General features: G+C 74.5%; 17 protein-coding genes and 1 pseudogene. 8 read left to right on the top strand and 10 right to left on the bottom strand.

Annotated features, from left to right (window positions below):
• Positions 1-14 precede the first annotated feature (14 nt).
• Together argJ and argC are read right to left on the bottom strand one after the other, a co-directional pair.
• Positions 15-1,172, bottom strand: coding sequence for a bifunctional glutamate N-acetyltransferase/amino-acid acetyltransferase ArgJ (argJ, locus tag F9B16_RS32560; RefSeq protein ID WP_151544064.1), 1,158 nt, complete (start codon positions 1,170-1,172; stop codon positions 15-17).
• On the bottom strand, positions 1,169-2,197 hold the full coding sequence (argC, locus tag F9B16_RS32555; RefSeq protein WP_151544063.1) for an N-acetyl-gamma-glutamyl-phosphate reductase: 1,029 nt from the start codon (positions 2,195-2,197) through the stop codon (positions 1,169-1,171). The genes argJ and argC overlap by 4 nt, the downstream gene beginning before the upstream one ends.
• Before the next feature lie 246 nt (positions 2,198-2,443).
• Between argC and F9B16_RS32550 the strand changes: the two genes are divergently transcribed.
• Genes F9B16_RS32550 through F9B16_RS32540 form a run of 3 tightly spaced genes read left to right on the top strand, consistent with a single transcriptional unit; the run spans position 2,444 to position 4,751 of the window.
• Positions 2,444-2,941, top strand: a complete 498-nt coding sequence (locus tag F9B16_RS32550) for a MarR family winged helix-turn-helix transcriptional regulator (RefSeq protein WP_151544062.1) — start codon at positions 2,444-2,446, stop codon at positions 2,939-2,941.
• A complete protein-coding gene (locus F9B16_RS32545; protein WP_151544061.1) occupies positions 2,938-3,906 on the top strand; it encodes an ATP-binding cassette domain-containing protein in 969 nt (322 codons plus the stop codon). Before F9B16_RS32550 ends, F9B16_RS32545 begins: the two co-directional genes overlap by 4 nt.
• The gene (locus F9B16_RS32540) at positions 3,903-4,751 is read left to right on the top strand and encodes an ABC transporter permease (protein WP_151544060.1); all 849 of its coding nucleotides are present in this window, start codon (positions 3,903-3,905) and stop codon (positions 4,749-4,751) included. The genes F9B16_RS32545 and F9B16_RS32540 overlap by 4 nt, the downstream gene beginning before the upstream one ends.
• Positions 4,752-4,857: 106 nt before the next feature.
• On the opposite strand, the gene F9B16_RS32535 is transcribed toward F9B16_RS32540, so the two are convergent.
• Positions 4,858-6,474, bottom strand: a complete 1,617-nt coding sequence (locus F9B16_RS32535) for an ABC-F family ATP-binding cassette domain-containing protein (RefSeq protein WP_151544059.1) — start codon at positions 6,472-6,474, stop codon at positions 4,858-4,860.
• Positions 6,475-6,763: 289 nt separating this feature from the next.
• Here F9B16_RS32535 and F9B16_RS52980 point away from each other — a divergent pair.
• The 5 genes and pseudogenes from F9B16_RS52980 to F9B16_RS32515 all read left to right on the top strand — a co-directional run.
• Positions 6,764-7,264: pseudogene (locus F9B16_RS52980) on the top strand (ATP-binding protein); the annotation flags it as partial.
• A 1,586-nt stretch (positions 7,265-8,850) separates the two neighbouring features.
• Positions 8,851-9,495: a LuxR C-terminal-related transcriptional regulator gene (locus F9B16_RS53925; protein WP_192809099.1), complete on the top strand. Its 645-nt coding sequence runs from the start codon at positions 8,851-8,853 to the stop codon at positions 9,493-9,495.
• A 91-nt stretch (positions 9,496-9,586) separates the two neighbouring features.
• Entirely contained in the window at positions 9,587-10,534 is a 948-nt protein-coding gene (locus F9B16_RS32525) for an ABC transporter ATP-binding protein (RefSeq protein ID WP_151544057.1), read from the top strand.
• Positions 10,531-11,304, top strand: coding sequence for an ABC transporter permease (locus tag F9B16_RS32520; protein ID WP_151544056.1), 774 nt, complete (start codon positions 10,531-10,533; stop codon positions 11,302-11,304). The genes F9B16_RS32525 and F9B16_RS32520 overlap by 4 nt, the downstream gene beginning before the upstream one ends.
• On the top strand, positions 11,301-12,095 hold the full coding sequence (locus F9B16_RS32515; protein WP_151544055.1) for an ABC transporter permease: 795 nt from the start codon (positions 11,301-11,303) through the stop codon (positions 12,093-12,095). Before F9B16_RS32520 ends, F9B16_RS32515 begins: the two co-directional genes overlap by 4 nt.
• A gap of 69 nt (positions 12,096-12,164) precedes the next feature.
• On the opposite strand, the gene pheT is transcribed toward F9B16_RS32515, so the two are convergent.
• From pheT to rpmI, 7 genes are all read right to left on the bottom strand, one after another.
• Positions 12,165-14,642 (bottom strand): phenylalanine--tRNA ligase subunit beta, encoded by a 2,478-nt coding sequence (gene pheT / locus F9B16_RS32510; protein WP_151544054.1) that lies wholly within the window; start codon positions 14,640-14,642, stop codon positions 12,165-12,167.
• Positions 14,642-15,751, bottom strand: a complete 1,110-nt coding sequence (gene pheS / locus F9B16_RS32505; RefSeq protein ID WP_151544053.1) for a phenylalanine--tRNA ligase subunit alpha — start codon at positions 15,749-15,751, stop codon at positions 14,642-14,644. The genes pheT and pheS overlap by 1 nt, the downstream gene beginning before the upstream one ends.
• A 135-nt stretch (positions 15,752-15,886) precedes the next feature.
• A complete protein-coding gene (locus tag F9B16_RS32500; protein ID WP_225992143.1) occupies positions 15,887-16,954 on the bottom strand; it encodes a sensor histidine kinase in 1,068 nt (355 codons plus the stop codon).
• Between the two features lie 184 nt (positions 16,955-17,138).
• Complete coding sequence (locus F9B16_RS32495; protein WP_151544051.1) at positions 17,139-17,684, bottom strand: STAS domain-containing protein; 546 nt, start codon at positions 17,682-17,684, stop codon at positions 17,139-17,141.
• A gap of 353 nt (positions 17,685-18,037) precedes the next feature.
• A complete protein-coding gene (locus F9B16_RS32490; protein WP_151544050.1) occupies positions 18,038-18,853 on the bottom strand; it encodes a TrmH family RNA methyltransferase in 816 nt (271 codons plus the stop codon).
• A gap of 34 nt (positions 18,854-18,887) precedes the next feature.
• Positions 18,888-19,256 (bottom strand): 50S ribosomal protein L20, encoded by a 369-nt coding sequence (gene rplT, locus F9B16_RS32485; protein ID WP_151544049.1) that lies wholly within the window; start codon positions 19,254-19,256, stop codon positions 18,888-18,890.
• A 69-nt stretch (positions 19,257-19,325) separates the two neighbouring features.
• Positions 19,326-19,520 (bottom strand): 50S ribosomal protein L35, encoded by a 195-nt coding sequence (rpmI, locus tag F9B16_RS32480; RefSeq protein WP_067468638.1) that lies wholly within the window; start codon positions 19,518-19,520, stop codon positions 19,326-19,328.
• Positions 19,521-19,602: the final 82 nt, after the last annotated feature.

Here is a 19,602-nt window from a genome sequence, read left to right as displayed (position 1 = left end):
GCTGGTGATCGCGGTCATGTCGAGTACGCCGAGTTCTCGTGGACGTAGTCGGCGGTGAGGTCGCTCGTCCAGACGGTGGCGCTGTGCGGGCCGGCGGACAGGTCGGCGGTGATCGTCACGTCGCGGGGGCGCATGTCGACCTTGTCGCGGTCGTCGCCGAACGAGCCGTTCCGGCACACCCACACGCCGTTGATCGCGACGTTGAGCTGGTCGGGCTCGAAGACGGCGTCGGTGGTGCCGATGGCCGACAGCACCCGGCCCCAGTTGGGGTCCTCGCCGTGGATGGCGCACTTGAGCAGGTTGTTGCGGGCGATGGAGCGGCCGACGGTGACGGCGTCGTCCTCGGACGCGGCGCCGACGACCTCGATCGCGATGGTCTTGGACGCGCCCTCGGCGTCCACGAGGAGCTGCCGGGTCAGGTCGGCGCACACCTCGGTGAGCAGCGCGGTGAACTCCTCCTCGGCGGGGACGGCTCCGGTCGCGCCGGACGCCATCAGCAGGACGGTGTCGTTGGTCGACATGCAGCCGTCGGAGTCGAGCCGGTCGAAGGTGACGCGGGCGGCGGCGCGCAGCGACCGGTCGAGGGCCTCGGCGGGCAGGTCGGCGTCGGTGGTGATGACGCAGAGCATGGTGGCCAGGGACGGGGCGAGCATGCCGGCGCCCTTGGCCATCGCGCCGATCATGTAGCCGCCGTCGCCCTGCCGGAAGGAGATCTTGGCGACGGTGTCGGTGGTGCGGATCGCGTCGGCGGCGGCGAGGCCGCCGTCGCCGCGCGACAGCTCGGCGACGGCCTTGTCCACGCCGGGCAGCAGCGCGTCCATCGGCAGCCGCTCCCCGATCAGGCCGGTGGAGCAGACGGCGATCTCGCCTGCGGAGTCGACGAGCAGCTCGGCGGCCTTCTCCGCGGTGGCGTGGGCGTCCTGGAAGCCGGGGGCGCCGGTGCAGGCGTTGGCGCCGCCGGAGTTCAGCACGACCGCGCGGACGCGGCCGCCCTTGAGGACCTGCTCCGACCACAGGACGGGCGCGGCCTTGACGCGGTTGCGGGTGAAGACGGCGGCGGCGGCGCGGGACGGCCCGTCGTTGACGACGAGGGCCAGGTCGCGGGTGCCGCTGTCCTTCAGCCCGGCGACGACGCCGGCGGCGCGGAAACCCCGGGGGGCGGTGACGCTCAAGGGGACACTCCGATCGTGGTCAGCCCGAGTTCTTCCGGGAGGCCGAGGGCGAGGTTGGCGCTCTGGACGGCGCCGCCCGCGGTGCCCTTGGCGAGGTTGTCGACGGCGGCGACCGCGATGATGCGGCCGGCCGCCTCGTCCAGGGCGACCTGGACGAGGGCGGTGTTCGCGCCGAGCGTCATGGAGGTGGCGGGCCACTGCCCCTCGGGCAGCAGGCCGAGGAACGGTTCGCCGGCGTAGGCGTCGCCGTAGGCGGCGCGGAGCGTCGCGGCGGTGACGCCGGGACGGGCCTTGGCGGTGCAGGTCGCGAGGATGCCGCGGCTCATCGGGGCGAGCGTCGGCGTGAACGACACGGTGACCGGCTCGCCGGCGACGGCGCCGAGGTTCTGCGTCATCTCGGGGGTGTGCCGGTGGACGCCGCCGGCCGCGTAGGCGCTGACGGAGCCCATGACCTCGCTGCCGAGCAGGTGCGGCTTGAGAGCGCGTCCGGCGCCGGAGGTCCCGGACGCGGCGACCACGACGACGTCGGGTTCGGCGAGCCCGGCGGCGAACGCGGGGAACAGCGCGAGGGTGACGGCGGTGGGGTAGCAGCCCGGGACGGCGATCCGCTTGGTGGAGCGCAGCGCGTCGCGCTGTCCCGGCAGCTCCGGCAGCCCGTACGGCCAGGTGCCGGCGTGCGGGGTGCCGTAGAAGGCCTCCCAGGCGGCGGGGTCGGTGAGCCGGTGGTCGGCGCCGCAGTCGACGACGAGGACGTCGTCGCCGAGCTCGGCCGCGAGCGGCCCGGACTGCCCGTGCGGCAGGGCCAGGAACACCACGTCGTGGCCGGCCAGGGTGTCCGGGGTGGTCTCCTCCAGGACGCGCCCGGCCAGGGATCGCAGATGCGGCTGGTGCGCGCCGAGCTCCGTGCCCGCGTTGGCGCCGGCCGTGAGCGCGCCGATCTCGAACTCTGGATGTCCCGCGAGGATGCGCAGCAGCTCGCCGCCCGCGTAACCGCTGGCGCCGGCGACCGCCGTCCGGATTCCCATGTCCACTCCTTCGGAAGCAAGCAGGTAAGAGTATGCACGCAACTGGAAATCTATTCAACGTCGGACGGGCGGTCAGCGCGTTCTGAGACGAGCGACACAGGGACCGCGCGGCCGCCGGGACCATCCCGAATGTCAACACCGGTTGACACGGCCGCCATGTCAACTTACATTGACATCCATGCCGCCGAGAGTAATTAGATGCCTAAAGATTTGCCCTCGAACCATCAGCGGTCTAACATCGCCGCCATGGAGAACCTCGGCTTCGGCGACCTCACGGTCCTCGGCCCCATGGAGGAGTGGCCCGTCGGCCGGCTCTTCGCCGCCGCGACGCGGCTGTCGGGGCCCGTCGTCTGGCGGATCGTCGAGCGGCACGGCATCAGCCCCGCGGGGTTCTTCCTGCTCCGCCTGCTCGTCGTCGAGGACGGCCTGCGCCCGAGCGAATGCGCCAAGCGGCTGCTCGTCACCCCGGCCACGGTGACGTCGGTGGTCGACACGCTCGAGCGCAACGGGCACGTCGTCCGGGAGCGCTCGCACCGCGACCGGCGCGGGGTGATGCTGCGCATCACCGACTCGGGCCGCCGGCTCGTCGCCGAGAAGTCCGGGCCGATCGGCGCGGACCTGCACGAGCTCTACGACGTCGTCGACGAGGGCGACGAGGCGGCCGTCCGCCGGTTCCTGCTCAACCTGATCAAGCAGTTCGAGACCTACTCCGAGGGCACGCAAGGGAAGGGAGACCGCGCGTGAGCGCACCCCCCGAGCCCGCCGTCCAGACGGTGGAGCTGAAGAAGACCTACCCCGCCGCCGGCCCGCGGCCCGAGGTGCCCGCCGTCCGCGGCATCGACCTCGACGTGCCGCGCGGCGAGTTCTTCGGGCTGCTCGGCCCGAACGGCGCGGGCAAGTCCACGACCATCGGCATGCTCACCACCCTGGTCGTCCCGACCGGCGGCACCGCGCGGGTGTCCGGCCTCGACGTGGTGAAGGACGCCGTCGAGATCAAGCGCCGGATCGGCGTCGTGTCGCAGAACAACACCCTCGACAGCGACCTCACCGCCGCCGAGAACCTGGAGTTCCGCGGCCGGTTCTTCGGGCTCAGCGCCCGCGACGCCCGGCGCCGCGCCGACGAGCTGATGGAGCTGTTCGGGCTCACCGAGCACCGCAAGGGCAACCCGTTCGAGATGTCGGGCGGGCAGGCCAAGCGGGTGATGATCTGCCGGGCCCTGATGCACGGGCCCGAGGTGCTGTTCCTGGACGAGCCGACCGCCGGCCTCGACCCGCAGACCCGCACCAACCTGTGGGAGGTGCTGCGCGGCCTGCAGGCCGGCGGGCAGACGATCCTGCTCACCACCCACTACATGGAGGAGGCCGAGGCGCTCTGCGACCGCGTCGCGGTCGTCGACCACGGGAGGATCCTCGCCTCCGGCACCGTCGACGAGCTGAAGAACGCGGCGGGCGCCGACACCGTCATCACCGTCGCCTACGACGCGCCCGCGCCCGACCAGATCCACAAGCTGTCCGACCGCGACGGCATCAGCAAGGTCGAGGTCAACGACGGCCAGGTCCGGGTGTTCGCCACCGAGCCCGACGGGATCCTCGGCGAGCTGGTCGCGATCGGGTCGGCCGCCGGCGTCGGGGTCACCGACGCCACGCAGCTGCGCCCCAGCCTGGAGACCGTCTTCCTCACCCTCACCGGAAGGGAATACCGCGAATGAGCGCCCCGGCCGCCACCGTCCTGACGCCCCCGCCCGCGGCGCGGGCGACGATCCCCCGCACGTTCGCCGCGATGATGGCGCGCGAGGCGCGGGTGATGCGCAAGAACTTCCTGTCGACGTTCGTCCGGGTGCTGGTGCAGCCGGTGATGTTCGTGTTCGTCTTCTCCTACGTGCTGCCGAAGCTCGGCGGCGGCGCGATGGCGGGCGGGCCCGGCGGGCCGACGTTCTCCACGATCCTGGTGCCCGGGCTGGTCGGCTCGTCCATCATCATGCAGGCGATGATGGCGGTGATCTTCCCGCTGATGATGGAGCTGAACTGGCAGAAGTCCATCACCGACCGGGCGCTCGCGCCGGTGCCGATCCCGCTGCTGGCGGTGCAGAAGATCGTCGCGGCGGCCGCGCAGGGGCTGATCGGCGGGCTGCTGGTGTTCCCGGCGGTGCTGCTCATCCACGCCGAGGGCCAGTCCCCGCACGTGCACGTCGAGAACTGGCCCGTGCTGGTCGTGGTGATGGTGGCGGGGTCGCTGCTGGCCGCGGCCGGCGGGCTGCTGCTCGGCACGCTGCTGAACCCGCAGAAGGTGCAGGTCCTGTTCGCGATGGTGCTGCTGCCGATGACGATGCTCGGCTGCGTGTACTACCCGTGGTCGGCGCTGGACCACATCCGGTGGCTGCAGATCCTCAGCCTGTTCAACCCCCTCGTCTACGTCAGCGAGGGGCTGCGCAGCACCCTGACGCCCGGCATCCCGCACATGCCGGCGTGGGCGTTCCTGCTCGCCATCGTCGGCGGGACGGCCCTGCTGACGTGGGCCGCGACGCGCACGTTCACCCGCCGCGTCCTGACCTGACCGGCGTGCCGGAGGGGCCCGCGCGGACACGTCCGCGCGGGCCCCTCCACGTTGTGCGGGCCCTCCGCGTTATGCGGCCCTTCCGCGTGAAACGGGTTTTCTCGCGTTACACGGGGCCTCCTTCGGACAGGCCGGTGCGGCGGTCCATGCGCAGCCGGCGGGTGAGGCCGAGCGTCCGCAGGAACCGCAGGTCGTGGCTGACCACGATCAGCGCGCCCTCGTAGGCGGCGAGGGCCTGGCCGAGCTGCGCGGCACTGGCCATGTCGAGGTCGTTGGTCGGCTCGTCCAGCAGCAGGAACCGCGGCGCCGGGTCGGCGAGCAGCAGCGACGCCAGCACCGCGCGGAGCCGCTCGCCGCCCGACAGCGTCCCCGCGAGCCGGTCGGCGCTCGCGCCCCGGAACAGGAACCGGGCCAGGCCCTGCCGGATCTGCGCCGGCGTCGCCGACGGCGCGAACGCGCGCACGTTGTCGACGACGCTGCGGTCCCCGTCGAGGACGTCGAGCCGCTGCGGCAGGTACCGGACGCCGTCCACGCCGATCCGCACCGACACGCCGTCCGGGACGCGCTCACCGGTGAGCGCGCGCAGGAACGTCGTCTTGCCCGAACCGTTCGGCCCGGTCAGCGCGATCCGCTCCGGACCCCGGACGATCAGCTCGCTCAGCGTGCCCGGCGCCGGCTCGGCCGCCCGCAGCCCGGTGACCGCGACGACCGTCCGGCCGGCCGGGACGCGGGTGGCGGGCAGCTCGATCCGGATCGCGGCGTCCTCGCGGACCGCGTCCTCCGCCTCGGCGAGCCGCGTCCGCGCCCCGGCCAGGCGCTCCTCGTGCATGATGCGGTGCTTGCCCGCCGAGACCTGCGCCTCCCGCTTCCGCAGCTTCATGACGGCCCTCGGCTCCCGCTTGTTCTCGTACATCTTGTTCGCGTAGCGCTTGCGGCGCGCGAGCTTGACGTGGGCCTCCTCCAGTTCGCGTTTCTGCCGGCGCAGGTCGGTCCCGGCGACCCGGACCATCCGTTCCGCGGCCTCCTTCTCCACGGCGAGCAGCTCCTCGTAGGCGGACAGGTTCCCGCCGAACGACCGGACGGCGCCGTCGCGCAGGTCGGCGATGGCGTCGACCCGGTCCAGCAGCTCCCGGTCGTGGCTGACGACGACCAGCACGCCCGTCCAGGACTCGACGGCGGCGTACAGGCGGTGCCGGGCGTCCAGGTCGAGGTTGTTGGTCGGCTCGTCGAGGAGGAGCACGTCGGGGCGGGCCAGGAACAGTGCGGCGAGCCCGGTCATCACCGTCTCGCCGCCCGACAGCGCCGCGACCGGGCGGTCCAGATCGAGGTGCCCGAGGCCGAGCCGGCCCAGCTCGGCGAGGGCGCGTTCCTCGACGTCCCAGCCGTCGCCGACGGCGGCGAAGTTCTCCTCGGTGGCCTCGCCGCGCTCGATGGCGTGCAGCGCGGCGCGGGCCGCGGCGATGCCGAGCAGGTCCGCGACGGTCGCGGAGCCGTCCAGGGCGAGGTTCTGCGGCAGGTAGCCGACCTGGCCCTCGACGCTGACCGTCCCGGAACCGGGACGCAGCTCCCCGGCGATCAGCTTGAGCAGGGTGGACTTGCCGGACCCGTTGACCCCGATCAGGCCGGTCCGGCCGGGGCCGAACGCGGCGTCCAGGCCGTCCAGTACGGCGGTGCCGTCGGGCCAGGCGAACGACAGGTCCGAGCAGACGATGGCGAATGACATGAGCGGCCTCCATGGCAGGCGGGGGGTGTGCGGACACATGGAGGCACCGCGGAGGGCGCGCGACGCGCGGGCGGGCATGGGAAAGCCCGGCGGGACGGGAGTCCGCTGAGGTCGTGCGCGGGCCGGTGGACGGCCGCTGCGCGGTGCCGGACCTCAGAACTCCAACGGACTCTCCCTGCCGGGCGGCGATGTGACTGCGTCCAGGCTACCCGAACTCTTATCGCGACACAAGTATCTTTTAGCGCGAATTCCGGTGGATCGCAGGGACGCGTGCCGCCATGCTGAACGCATGGGTCCCGTCAGCCCGGTCTTCGCCGGGCGCGCCGCCGAGCTGGCCGCGCTGCGCGCCGCCCATGACCGCGCCCGCGCGGGCGAGGCCGCGGCCGTGCTGGTCGCCGCCGAGGCGGGCGGCGGCAAGTCCCGCCTGGTCGAGGAGTTCTCCCGGGACGTGCGCGCCGTCACCGGCGGCTGCCTCGACCTCGGCGCCGCGAGCCTGCCCTACGCGCCGTTCACCGCGATCCTGCGGCGGCTCGGCCGGGACGCGGTCACCGCGCTGATGCCCGCGGCGGCCCTGCCGGAGCTGGCCCGGCTGATGCCCGCGCTGAGCGGCGCCGCGCCGCCGCCCGACGACGGCACCGGCCAGATGCGGCTGTTCGAGCACGTGCTCACGCTCGCCGAACGGCTCGGCGCCGGCGAACCGGTCGTCCTCGTCGTCGAGGACGCGCACTGGGCCGACGCCTCGACGCGCGACCTGCTGTCCTTCCTGCTCCGCAACCCGCCGCGCCCCGGGGTGCTGCTGGTCGTGACGTTCCGCCCCGAGGAGCCGGCGACGCGCGCGCCGTTCGCCGAGCTCGCGCGGCTCCCCCACGTCACCCGGCTCGACCTGCCGCCCCTGACCGCCGCCGAGGTGGCCGACCAGATGCGCGGCATCCTCGGCGCCGCCGACCACGCCGCGGTCCGGGACGTCCACGCGCGCTGCGGCGGCAACCCGCTGTTCGTCGAGACGCTCGTCGCGCACCCCGGCGAGGCGCTGCCCGGGACGCTGCGCGACCTGCTGCTCGCCCGCGTCGACCGGCTCCCCGAGCCCACCCGCGCGGCGCTGCGCGCGGCGAGCGCCGCCGGGGACCGGGTGGGCCACGCCCTGCTCGCCGCGGTGACCGGCCGGACGGACGCCGAGCTGAGCGAGGCGCTGCGCCCGGCCGTCGAGCACGGCCTGCTGACGACCGGCGGAGACGGGTACGCGTTCCGGCACGCGCTCATCCGCGACGCCGTCCACGACGCTCTGCTGCCGGGCGAGCGGACCGGCCTGCACCGCCGCTACGCCGAGACCATCGAGCGGGCCCCCGGGCTCAGCGACGCCCCGTCCGGTGCCCTCGCCGTCCACTGGGAAGGGTGCGGGGACCCGGCCAAGGCGCTCGCCGCGGCGTGGCACGCCGCCGGCGAGCGGCGCGAGGCGACCGCCTACGCCGAGCAGCTGACCCTGCTGGAACGCGTTCTCGCCCTGTGGGACGACGTCCCCGACGCCGCCGAACTGACCGGGCGTACCCGCCTGCGGGTACTGGAGGACGCGGCGGAGGCCGCGAGCGCGGCCGGCGACCCCAGGCGCGGGCTGCCGCTCGTGCGACAGGCGCTGGACGGCACCGACCCGGCCCGCTCCCCCGTCGAGGCCGCCCGGCTCCTCGCGCTCCGGGGGATGCTGCGCGGATTCCAGGGGCACGACGGTGAGCTGGACGACCTCCGTGAGGCCGCACGCCTCGCCGCCGCCTCGCCCCCGGACCGCGTCAAGAGGCTCGCGCACCTCGCCTCGCGCCTGCTCGTCCACGGGGCGATGGACGAGGGGGAACGCCTCGGCCGCGAGGCCCTGGACCTCGCCGCCGCCCTCGCCCCCGCGCCGCGGACCGGCGGCCTGGAGTTCATCGTGGCCGCGGCCTCCGCGCGCGACGGCGACGGCGACACCGGACCGCTGGAACGGCTCCTCTCCCGCGGCCTCGGCGCCGGAGAGCGCGTCCGGGTGCTGAACACGCTGGCGCACGCGCGGCTGAACACCGGCCGCGCCGCCGAGGCGCTTGCGCTCACGGGCGAGGGCCTCGCCGTGGCGGAGGACGCGGGGCTCGCGCATAGCGCGGGGCTGGCGCCGGCCGTCAACCAGGTGGAGGCGCTGTACCGGCTCGGCCGCTGGGACGAGGCCGCCGAACTCCTCGCGCGGCGGCTGGACCGTCACCACGGCCCGGCCGTCCGCCTCCAGATGATGATCTGGCGGATCGCGCTGCTGGCCGCGCGGGGCACCGGGCCGGAACCCGATCCCGAGGCGCTCGCCGTCCCGCTCGGCGCCGGGCCCCCGCAGACGGTGCTGCCCCTCGCCCAGATGATCGTCGAGTGGCGGCTGGCGGAGGAGGACCGGCCCGCCGCCCGCGCCACGGCGGACGCCGTCCTGCGCCATCCGCGCCTCGCCGTGCAGCCCTGCTACCTCTGGCCGCTGCTGGAGGCGATCGCGCGCGCCGGCGGCACGGATCCGGCCGAGATCGCCGCCCTGGCCGCGCGCACGCCCGCCGCGACGCCCGTGGCGGCGGCGCACAAGGCCGCCGTGACCGCGCTGACCGGCGGCCCCGCCGGCTGGGACGCGGTGATCCGCACCTGGGAGCGGCTGGACCTGCCGTATCCGCTCGCACAAGCCCTGTTCGACGCGGCCTGCGCCGACCTGGCGACCGGGCGTCCGCCGCGCAGCGGCTCGACCGCGCCGCCGGGATCGCCGCGCGCCTCGGCGCCGCGCCGCTGGCCCGGCGGATCTCCGAACGCGCCCGCCGCGCCGGGCTGTCCGGCCCGGCGGGCGGGCCGCTCACCGCCCGCGAGTCGGAGGTGGTGCGGCTGCTGGCGCGCGGGCGCTCCAACCGGGAGATCGCCGAGGAACTCGTCATCTCCCCCAAGACCGCCAGCGTGCACGTGTCGAACATCATCGCCAAGCTCGGCGTCGCGTCCCGGGGCGAGGCCGCGGCCGCCGCCCGCGACCGCGGCCTGGCCTAAGACCGGGAGACGGCGCGCTTAGGACGGCGCCGGGCGGATCTGAGCCGCGGCCTTATGGCCCGGGACCGTCCCTTACGGCGACGGTCGGAGCATGGAACCCGCCGTGCACACCAGCGGGCTGCGCCGCACCTACACGCGCAGACGCCGCGACACCGTCGTCGCCCTCGACGAGCTGACCCTCACCATCGCGCAGAACGAGATCCACGGGCTGCTCGGGCCGAACGGCGCCGGCAAGACCACCCTCGTCAAGATCCTCTCCACCGTGCTGCTGCCGTCCGCTGGGACGGCGCGCGTCCTCGGCCACGACGTCGTCACCGCCACGAAGGCCGTCCGGTCGCTCGTCGGGCTCGTCCTCGGCGGCGACCGGGGCCTGTACGACCGGCTGACCGCCCGCCGGAACCTGCTGTTCTGGGGCGCGCTGTACCGGCTCGACGGCCGGACGGCCCGCGCCCGCGCGGACGCGCTGCTGGAGCGGGTCGGGCTCGCCGACCGGGCCGGCGACCCCGTCGAGGCGTTCTCGCGCGGGATGCGGCAGCGGCTGCACCTCGCCCGCGGGCTGCTGCACGAACCCCGCGTGCTGTTCCTGGACGAGCCGACGTCCGGCCTCGACCCCGTCGCCGCCGCCGCGTTCCGCCGGCTCGTCCTCGACCTGCGCGCGGAGGGCCGCACGTTCCTGCTGGCCACCCACGACATGGACGAGGCGGCGGCGCTCTGCGACCGGGTGACCCTCATCGACCGCGGCCGGATGCTGCTGACCGGCGACCCGGCCCGCGCCGAACGGTTCCTCGGCGATCGCGAATGCGTCGACTTCGCGCACCCCGACCCGGCCCTCATCGGGCCGCTGGAGCTGCTGCCCGGAGTGACCGGCGTCGAGCGCGGGGACGGCGGGACGTGGCGCGTCCACACCGCCGACCGGGACGCCACCCGCCGCGTCCTCGGCTGGCTCCTCGACCGCGACGTCCTCACCGCGCGGCACGGCCGGCCCACCCTCGAAGAGGCGTACCTGCGGGCCGTCGGCGACCGGGGGATGCGGGTATGAGCCTGCTCCGCGTCGTGTGGCACGCGGTCCGGCTGCAGGTCGCGCTGTCGCGGCGCAGCCCGGAGCACGCGCTCGTGCTGCTCATCGCCCCGATGCAGACCACGACGATGCTGGCGCTGACGCTGGCGGCGCACCGCGAGGACGTCGTCGCGAACGCCGTCCTCGCGCCCGGGCTCATCGGGCTGTGGGTCGCCTCGCTCGACTACGCGGGCCGCATCGTCACCGAGGACCGGTGGGCGGGGCGGTTCCCCGCGCTGATCGCGGCGCCCGTCATGTTCGGGCTGGTCGTGGTCGGACGGGTCGCGACCGTGGTGCTCGTGGGCACCGCCGCGTTCGCCGAGTCCTGGCTGGTGGCCGCCGTGGGGTTCGGGCGGCGGCTGACCATCGCCGCGCCGGGGACGTTCGCCATCGCGGTCGCGGCCACCTGCCTCGCGACGGTCGGGACGGCGACGCTGCTGTCCGCCGTGTTCGTGGTGTCGCGCGCGCGGGACGTCCTGCAGAACTCCCTCGGCTACCCCTTCTACATCCTCGGCGGGATCCTCGTCCCGGTCGCGGCGCTGCCGGACTGGCTCCACCCGTTCAGCCGCCTGGTGTTCCTGTCGTGGAGCGCCGACCTGCTGCGCGGCGCCGTCCACGGCGACACGCGCGGCTGGCTCCGGGCCGTCCTGGCGATCGTCGCGCTGAGCGCGGTGGCGATGGCGGCGGGCCTGTGGTTGACGCAGCGGTACGTGGACCGCACGCGGCGCGAGGGGACGGTGGAGTTCGCGTGAGGCCCGTCCTCCGGATCGTCCGGGAGTCGCTGATCCTCGGATTCGCCGAGATGAGCGCCGTCTACACGTGGCGGACATGGACGTTCGGCTGGCTCGTGCGGCTGCTGTGCCAGGCGTCCTTCTACGCCCTGCTGGGGCACTACGTCGGTGACGACGCCACCATGCGCTACGTCCTCGTCGGCAACATCGTGGTGCTGGCCTGCCTGGAGGCCACCATCGTCGTGATCTCGCTGGCGGGCGAGCGGCGGATCGGGACGCTGCCGCTGCTGGCCATCACGCCGTCCGGGCACCTGCCCGTGTACCTCGGACGCGGCCTGCAGTGGACGGTCACCGGCCTGACCAGCTCGCTCGTGGCGTGGTGCGTCCTGCCGCCGCTGCTCGGCGTCCCGCTGCCGTGGCCGCGCGCCGCGTACGCGGCACCGGTCATCCTGCTGGTCCTCGCCAGCAGCTACGGGTACGGGTGCGCGCTGGCGGGCGTCGCGCTGCGGGCCCGAGGCGTCGAATGGCTCGTGCTGAACCTCGCCTACGGGATCGTCATGACGTTCGGCGGCGTGAACGTCCCCGTCAGCGTCTGGCCCGCCCCGCTGCGGGTCGCGGTGAACGTGCTGCCGGTCGTGCACGGTCTCCAGGCCGTGCGCGGGATCCTCGATGGCGCGCCGGCCGGGCACGTCCTGCGGCTCCTCGGCGCCGAGGCCCTCGTCGGGGCCGGCTGGTACGCGGTGGCCGCGCTGTCGATGGAGCGACTCGTCTCCGCGGGCCGCCGCGACGGATCCCTCGGCCACGCGGGCTGACACGCGAACGTGCCCCGGGCCTTCGGCAGGCCCGGGGCACGTCCGTCCCTACGGATCAGGCGCCGCTGATCAGGCGCCGCGCAGCACCGCGCCGGTGCGCTCGGCCGCGACGGCGACCGCGGCGTCGCGGGCCTGCGACGCCTCCTCGGCCGTGAGGGTGCGGTCGGATGCGCGGAACCGCAGCGAGTACGCGAGGGACTTGCGCCCCTCCCCCACCTGCTCGCCGGTGTACACGTCGAACAGCCGGATCGCCTCCAGCAGCTCGCCCGCTCCGTCGCGCAGCGCCGCCTCGACCTCCGCGGCGGGCACCCCGGAGTCGACGACGAGCGCGACGTCCTGCGTGGCGACCGGGTAGGTCGACACGTGCGGCGCGCGGACCGCCACCGGCTCGCCGAGGCGGCGCAGCTCCAGCTCCATCGCGCAGGTGCGCGCCGGCAGCCCGTACGCCTTCGTGACGCGCGGGTGCAGCTCACCGGCGTGGCCGACGAGCGTGTCGCCCACGTACAGCGCGGCGCAGCGGCCCGGGTGCCACGGCGCGTGCTGGTCGGCCTTCACCGCCAGCTCCACGCCGACCTCGGCCGCCACCAGCCGCGCCGCCTGCACCGCGTCCGCCCACAGCGCCGGGCGCCCGCCGCCCCACCAGCCCGAGGGCTCGCGGTCGCCGGACAGCACGACCGCCACCCGGTGCGGCTGGTCGGGCAGCGCCGCCTCGACGGACGCGACCTCCTCGGCCGTCGGGCCGCGGTCCACCGCGAGCCGCGGCGCCCGGTCCGGCGCGTCCGGACGCGGCCGGAACACCACGCCCAGCTCGAACAGCGCCGTGTCGGGGAAGCCGCGCCCCACGTTGTGCGCCAGCGTCCGCAGCAGGCCCGGCAGCAGCGTCGTGCGCAGCAGCGGCTCCTCCTCCGACAGCGGGTTCGCCAGCCGCAGCGCGCGGCGCCGCGCGTCGTCGCCGGGCAGCTGCAGGTCGTCCCAGTCCTTCGCGGAGACGAACGGGAACGCCAGCACCTCGACGTACCCGGCGCCGGCGAGCGACCGGCCGACCCGGCGGCGCAGCCGCTGCTGGATCGTCAGGCCCCGCCCGGCGGACGGGCGCGGCGCGCGCGCCGGGATGTCCTCGTAGCCCTCGAGCCGGATGACCTCCTCGGCGAGGTCGTTCGGGTCGGTCAGGTCGGGCCGCCACGACGGCGGCGTCACCGTCAGGACGTCGCCGCCCTCGACCGTGCAGCCGACCTCCTCCAGCCGCCGGACGACCGTGTCGCGGCCGTACGTCACGCCCGCGACCTTATCCGGGTGCCCGGCCGGCATCGTGATCGTGACCCGTGCGACCGGCGCCTCGGCGTGCGTGACGCCCGGCGCGATCTCCGCGCCGCCGAGCTCCGCCAGCATCCGCGCCGCGCGGTACGAGGCGTACAGCGGCAGCTCGCGGTCGACGCCGCGCTCGAACCGGTAGGACGCCTCGCTGTGCAGCTTGTGCCGGCGGCTCATCCTGGCGGTGCCGATCGCGTCGAAGTGCGCGGCCTCGATGACGATGTCGGTGGACCGGTCGTCGATCTCCGACTCGAGGCCGCCCATCGTCCCGGCCATCGAGATCGGGCCCGACTCGTCGGTGATCAGGATGTCCTCGGGGTCCAGCTTGCGCTTGACGTGGTCGAGGGTCTCCAGGCTCTCGCCCTTCTCGGCGCGCCGCACCACGATCGGGCCGGTGAGCTTCACGCGGTCGAACGTGTGCAGCGGCTGCCCGAGCTCCAGCATCAGGTAGTTCACGACGTCGACCGCCAGCGACACCGGACGCATCCCCGCGCGGTGCAGGCGCACCTGCATCCACATCGGGGTCTTCGCGTCCGGGTCGAAGCCGCGCACCTCCCGCAGGACGAACCGGTCGCACGCGGTCGGGTCGCCGATGCTCGCCGGGTACGCCTCGCCGTTCTTGGCGGGCAGCTCCACGTCCGCCGGGTCCGTGAACGGGACGCCGTAGGCGATCGCGGCCTCTCGGGCGATGCCGCGGATCGACAGCGCATAGCTGCGGTCCGGGGTGACGGCGATGTCGAGGACGTCGTCGCGGATGCCGAGCAGCTCGACGGCGTCGGCACCGACCGGCGCGTCCGGCGGCAGCACGAGGATGCCGCTGTGGTCGTCGCCGATGCCGAGCTCGGTGACCGAGCAGATCATGCCCTCGGACATCTTGCCGTAGGTCTTCCGCGCGCCGATCTGGAAGCCGCCGGGCAGCACGCCGCCGGGCAGGATCACCACGACGCGGTCGCCGACCGCGAAGTTCGTCGCGCCGCAGATGATGTTCTGCGGCTCGCCGGTGCCGTTGGCGTCGCCGACGTTCACCTGGCAGTAGCGGATCGGCTTCTTGAAGCCGGTCAGCTCCTCGAACGCCAGGACCTCGCCGACCACGAGCGTCCCGGAGATGTCGGCGCCGGCCTGCTCGACCGTCTCGACCTCCAGGCCCGCCGCGATCAGCCTCTCGGCCAGGTCCCGGCCCGTCACGCCGGCCGGCAGCTCGACGTGCTCGCGCACCCAGGAAAGCGGGGCCCGCATCAGATCTCCATCCCGAACGGGAGGGTGAACCGGACGTCGCCCTCCACCATGTCGTACATGTCCTCCACACCGTGCCGGAACATCAGCGTCCGCTCGACGCCCAGCCCGAACGCCCAGCCGCTGTAGCGGTCCGGGTCGACGCCGCAGGCCACCAGCACCCGCGGGTTGACCATGCCGCAGCCGCCCAGCTCGATCCAGCCCTCCGAGCCGCAGGTGCGGCACGGCTCGCCGCCCGGCTCGGCGGACGCGCCCCGGCACACGAAGCACTGCATGTCCACCTCCGCCGACGGCTCGGTGAACGGGAAGTACGACGGCCGGAACCGGGTCCTCAGCCCCTCGCCGAACATGCCGGTGACGAACGCGTCGATGCCGCCGCGCAGGTCCGCCATGGTCAGGCCCTCGTCGACGGCGAGGCCCTCCAGCTGGTGGAACACCGGGCTGTGCGTCGCGTCCAGCTCGTCGGTGCGGAACGTGCGGCCCGGCGCGACCACGTACACCGGCAGCGGCCGCGACAGCAGCGACCTGATCTGCATCGGCGAGGTGTGCGTCCGCATCACCAGCCCGGACTCCTCCGACTCCACGAAGAAGGTGTCCTGCATGGTGCGGGCCGGGTGGTCGGGCAGGAAGTTCAGGGCGTCGAAGTTGAACCACTCCGCCTCGACCTCGGGGCCCTCGGAGACCTCGAAGCCCATCGCGACGAAGACGTCGGCCATGCGCTCCTGCATGGTGGTCAGCGGGTGCCGGGCGCCGCGCGGCGCGCGGTCCCACGGCAGGGTGACGTCGACGGTCTCCTCGACGAGGACGCGCTGGTCGCGCTCCTCCTCCAGGACGGCCTGGCGCTCCTTCAGCGCCTTGGACACCGCGCCGCGGGCGGCGCCGATGCGCTTGCCCGCGTCGGCGCGCGCGGCCGGCGGCAGCGCGCCGATCTCGCGGTTGGCGAGGGCCAGCGGGGAACGGTCGCCGGCGTGCGCCAGGCGGACCTGCTTGAGGTCGTCGAGGTCGGCGGCCGCGGCGATCGCCGCGAGCGCCTCGTCGCGGGCCCGGTCGAGCTGCTCGGGCTGCAACGCGGACACCTCGACGGGGTCATAGGACTTGTTGGGTGCAGACATGGTGGTGTGATCGACTCCGGTCGGCGTGGGACGCCCGCAGTCTAGTGCGCGGGCGGTGAGGATCCGGAAAGCGTGCGCGTGACGCGCGGCCCGCCCGGAGCCCTTCCGCGGCCGCGGGCCGCGCCCGGGACGGGCTCAGCTCGCGTGGTCGGGGGCCCCGGCGGGCACGGTAAATCGGAACTCGGCGCCGCCGCCGGGCGCCCGCCGCACCGTGATCGCGCCGCCGTGCGCCTCGACCAGGCCCTTCACGATGTAGAGGCCGAGCCCGGTGCCGCCGCGCCGGTTGCCGCCCGGACCGCGCCAGAACTGCCGGAAGACGCGCTGGACGGCCTCGGGCGGTATGCCCTCGCCCTCGTCGCGCACCGACACGGCGGCCCCCTCCTTGTGCGCGTCCGGCTCCACCACGATGGTGACAGTGCCCGCGCCGTGCCGCACCGCGTTTTCCACCAGGTTGCCCAGGATCTGGTCCATCTTGTCGGGATCAAGCCACATCTCGGGCAGCGCGCCGCGGACCTCGAACCGGAACCGGTCCTCGGCGTCGCCGGCCGCGACCCGGCCCGCGATGACCTTGCGGACCTCCTCGGGCAGGTCGACGACCTGGCGGCGCATCTCCAGCCGGCCCGCCTCGATCCGGGACACGTCCAGCAGCTCGGTGATCAGCCGGGTGACCCGGTCGGCGTCGGCGTTGACGGTCTCCAGCATGACCCGCTTCTGGTCGTCGTTGAAGCGGTGCCACTTGGCGAGCAGCGTCGCGGTGAAGCCCTTGACGCTGGTCAGCGGGGAGCGCAGCTCGTGCGCGACGGTCGACACCAGGTCGGCGCGGTCGCGCTCCTGGCGGGCGCGGTGCTGCGCGTCGCGCAGGCAGACGGTGAACCGCTCGACCCGGCCGCCCTCGCCGCGCCGGTACCCGGCGGTGACCAGCAGCTCGGTGCCGCCGGCCAGGAACAGCGAACGCTCCGGGTGCCGGGTGCGGGTCGCGAGGCCGTCGTAGGGGGCCAGGCACTTCCACCAGTCGCGGCCCTCGGCGTCGTGCAGCGGCAGGACGTCGCGGAAGTCGCGGCCCAGCGCGGCCGCGGCGGCGATCCCGGTCATCCGCTCGGCGGCGGTGTTGAACACCACGACGCGGGCGTCGCGGTCGGCGACCAGCAGCCCGTCCGGCAGATCGTCCGCCGGCCCGGGCTCGGAGAGAGCGCGCGCGGCCACGCCGGGGGGTTCCTCTCCGCCCACAGCGGCCTCCAGAACACCGGTAGAGCGCGGCCTGTCGAGAAGAGACTCTATCCGCAGTCGGGCCCCTTACGGGACCCGGAGAACGCCTCGCGGCAAGGCATTTGTAGCCACCGGGCAGGCCTGGACGAGCGCCCGCCGGGCCGCCGCCGAGGCGGTGTTCTCAGCGGGTGCCGGTCGGCGAGTCCTGGCCGGCGAGCGCGGCCGCCACGTCCGCGTGGACCGCGAACAGCCGGTGCAGCCCGGTGATCCGCAGCAGCCGCAGCTGGGCGGGCCGCACCGCGGCCAGCACGATCTCGCCGCCGGACGCGGAGATCTCGTTGTGCGCGCCGACCAGCGCGCCGAGGCCCGCCGCGTCGCAGAACGGGACGGCGGCGAAGTCCAGCACCAGCCGGCGCGCCCCCGCGGCGTGCGCCTTGACCAGCCGGGCCCGCAGGCCGTCCGCGGTGTGCAGGTCGATCTCCCCGGTCACCGTGACGACGGCGGTCCCCGGCCGCCGCTCGGCGACCTCGACCGCCAGGCCCGCCACCGGGCCGGGCGTCCACGCGCCGGTCCCGCCGAGCGCCGCCGCGGCCGGAGCACCGGTGCCGGGCAGAGCCGTGCCGGGCGCCGCGGAGCCGCGGGACACGGCCTGGCCGGCGCCCGTCCGGCACCGGATCTCCGGCGCGCGCCGGCCCGGCCGCCTCGCCGGCCTGGTCTCCTCGGTCATCACGTTCGCCCCCACTCTGCGCGGCTCCGTTGCCGCCCTGGTCAACGCCCTGGTCAACACCGTAAGCAGCGGGCCGGGACGGTGAAATCCACCGCCGGGCCGGTATCCCGCTCCTACCTGGGAATGAGTCACCCGCGCCGGCGGGCCCCCTGCCCGGCCGTCCGCGGGAAGACCATCTTCGCAGCTCACATGCCACGAAACGGCCCTGAATGCGACCGCTTGCGGCCAACCGGCCACGGAACGCATTGAACCTTCGCGGCCGTTCGAACGTGGCCGCCCGTTCGCCCGCGCCTCCGCAAGATTTCACGGGCCCGCGGCCGGGGCGCCGCGCTGTCTCCCGGCGCGCGGCCGTGTCAGGCCCGGCGCTGCGCCCGGGCCGACGCGTACAGGCAGACGGCCGCGGCCGTCGCCAGGTTCAGGCTCTCGGCCCGGCCGTAGATCGGCACCCGGACGACCTCGTCCACGTGCCGCAGGATCTCCTCGGGCAGTCCCCACGCCTCGTTGCCGAACACCCAGGCGGTGGGCCGCGCCAGCAGGCCCTGGTCGATGGCCTCGTCCAGGGTGCGGTCGCCCGCGCCGTCGGCGGCCAGCACCGTCAGCCCCGACTTCTTCAGCTCGGGGATCAGCGTGTCGAAACGCGGGCCGACCACCACCGGCAGGTGGAACAGGCTGCCCGCCGAGGCGCGCACGCACTTGCCGTTGTAGGGGTCGACGGACGCGTCGGTGAACACGACCGTCTCCGAGCCCGCCGCGTCGGCGGTGCGCAGCACCGTCCCGGCGTTGCCGGGGTCGCGGACGTGCGCGAGGACGGTCACCAGCCGGGGGCCGGACTCCAGCGCGCCGGCCAGCGGGACGTCCACGAACTCGCAGACCGCCAGCAGCCCCTGCGGGGTGACGGTCTGCGCCAGCTCGGCCATGATCTCGCCGCTGACCCGCAGCACCGGGACCCCGGCGCGCTCGGCGGCGCCGACCAGCTCGGGATGGCGGGACTCGGCCTCGGCCGTGGTGAACAGCTCGGCCAGCCCGCCGGGGATCTCCAGCGCCTCCCGCACCGCCTGCGGCCCCTCGGCGAGGAACCGCCCCTCACGGCGCCGGAAGGCGCGTTTGGCGAGCCGGCGAGCGGCCTTCACCCGGGGTGATCGGATAGAGGTCAGCTCGCGGCCCGCCATGTCGCCGTACTCGCCCGTCGCCAGGTCGCCCGGCTCAGGCGGCCTCCGCCGGGAGCGCGTCCTTGGCCACCTTGACCAGGGCGGCGAACGCGGGAGCGTCGTTCACCGCGAGCTCGGCCAGCATGCGCCGGTCGACCTCGACCTCGGCGGCCTTCAGGCCCTGGATGAACCGGTTGTAGGTGATGCCGTTGGCGCGGGCCGCGGCGTTGATCCGCTGGATCCACAGGCGGCGGAACTGGCCCTTGCGGTCCTTGCGGTCCCGGAAGGCGTAGGTCATCGAGTGGAGCTGCTGCTCCTTGGCCTTGCGGTACAGCCGCGAACGCTGGCCGCGGTAGCCGCTCGACCGCTCCAGAACGACCCGACGCTTCTTGGCGGCGTTGACCGCCCGCTTCACGCGTGCCACGTGCTGAACTCCTTCGTGGGGGCCGGAGCCGTCCTGGCGCCGGCCGGTCGTCGATGTTGCCGGTCGGTGCTACTTGCGCAGCAGCTTCTTGATGTTCTTGGCGTCGGCGTCGGCCACCACGGCCGGGCCGGACAGGCGGCGCGTCCGCTTGGTGGGCTTGTGCTCGAGCAGGTGGTTCTTGTTGGCGCGGCGGCGCATCACCTTGCCGGAGCCGGTCAGCTTGAAGCGCTTCTTGGCACCGCTGTGGGTCTTGGTCTTCGGCATGGTCGCCGTCGTCTCCCTCGTTCCCGGGCCCCCGTGCGGCGGCACGGGGGCGCACCTGATCGGCGCGTCGCACTCGGACGCG

Origin of the sequence: Actinomadura montaniterrae, from assembly GCF_008923365.1 — a bacterium.
Taxonomy (GTDB): domain Bacteria; phylum Actinomycetota; class Actinomycetes; order Streptosporangiales; family Streptosporangiaceae; genus Spirillospora; species Spirillospora montaniterrae.
This window is presented reverse-complemented; position numbering and strand designations above follow the sequence as displayed.

Coding starts and splice junctions, on each gene's coding strand:
- argC (WP_151544063.1), bottom strand. CDS start 2,197: ATGGGAATCCGGACGGCGGTCGCCGGCGCCAGCGGTTACGCGGGCGGC.
- F9B16_RS32550 (WP_151544062.1), top strand. CDS start 2,444: ATGGAGAACCTCGGCTTCGGCGACCTCACGGTCCTCGGCCCCATGGAG.
- F9B16_RS32540 (WP_151544060.1), top strand. CDS start 3,903: ATGAGCGCCCCGGCCGCCACCGTCCTGACGCCCCCGCCCGCGGCGCGG.
- F9B16_RS32535 (WP_151544059.1), bottom strand. CDS start 6,474: ATGTCATTCGCCATCGTCTGCTCGGACCTGTCGTTCGCCTGGCCCGAC.
- F9B16_RS32525 (WP_151544057.1), top strand. CDS start 9,587: ATGGAACCCGCCGTGCACACCAGCGGGCTGCGCCGCACCTACACGCGC.
- F9B16_RS32520 (WP_151544056.1), top strand. CDS start 10,531: ATGAGCCTGCTCCGCGTCGTGTGGCACGCGGTCCGGCTGCAGGTCGCG.
- pheT (WP_151544054.1), bottom strand. CDS start 14,642: ATGCGGGCCCCGCTTTCCTGGGTGCGCGAGCACGTCGAGCTGCCGGCC.
- pheS (WP_151544053.1), bottom strand. CDS start 15,751: ATGTCTGCACCCAACAAGTCCTATGACCCCGTCGAGGTGTCCGCGTTG.
- F9B16_RS32495 (WP_151544051.1), bottom strand. CDS start 17,684: ATGACCGAGGAGACCAGGCCGGCGAGGCGGCCGGGCCGGCGCGCGCCG.
- F9B16_RS32490 (WP_151544050.1), bottom strand. CDS start 18,853: ATGGCGGGCCGCGAGCTGACCTCTATCCGATCACCCCGGGTGAAGGCC.
- rpmI (WP_067468638.1), bottom strand. CDS start 19,520: ATGCCGAAGACCAAGACCCACAGCGGTGCCAAGAAGCGCTTCAAGCTG.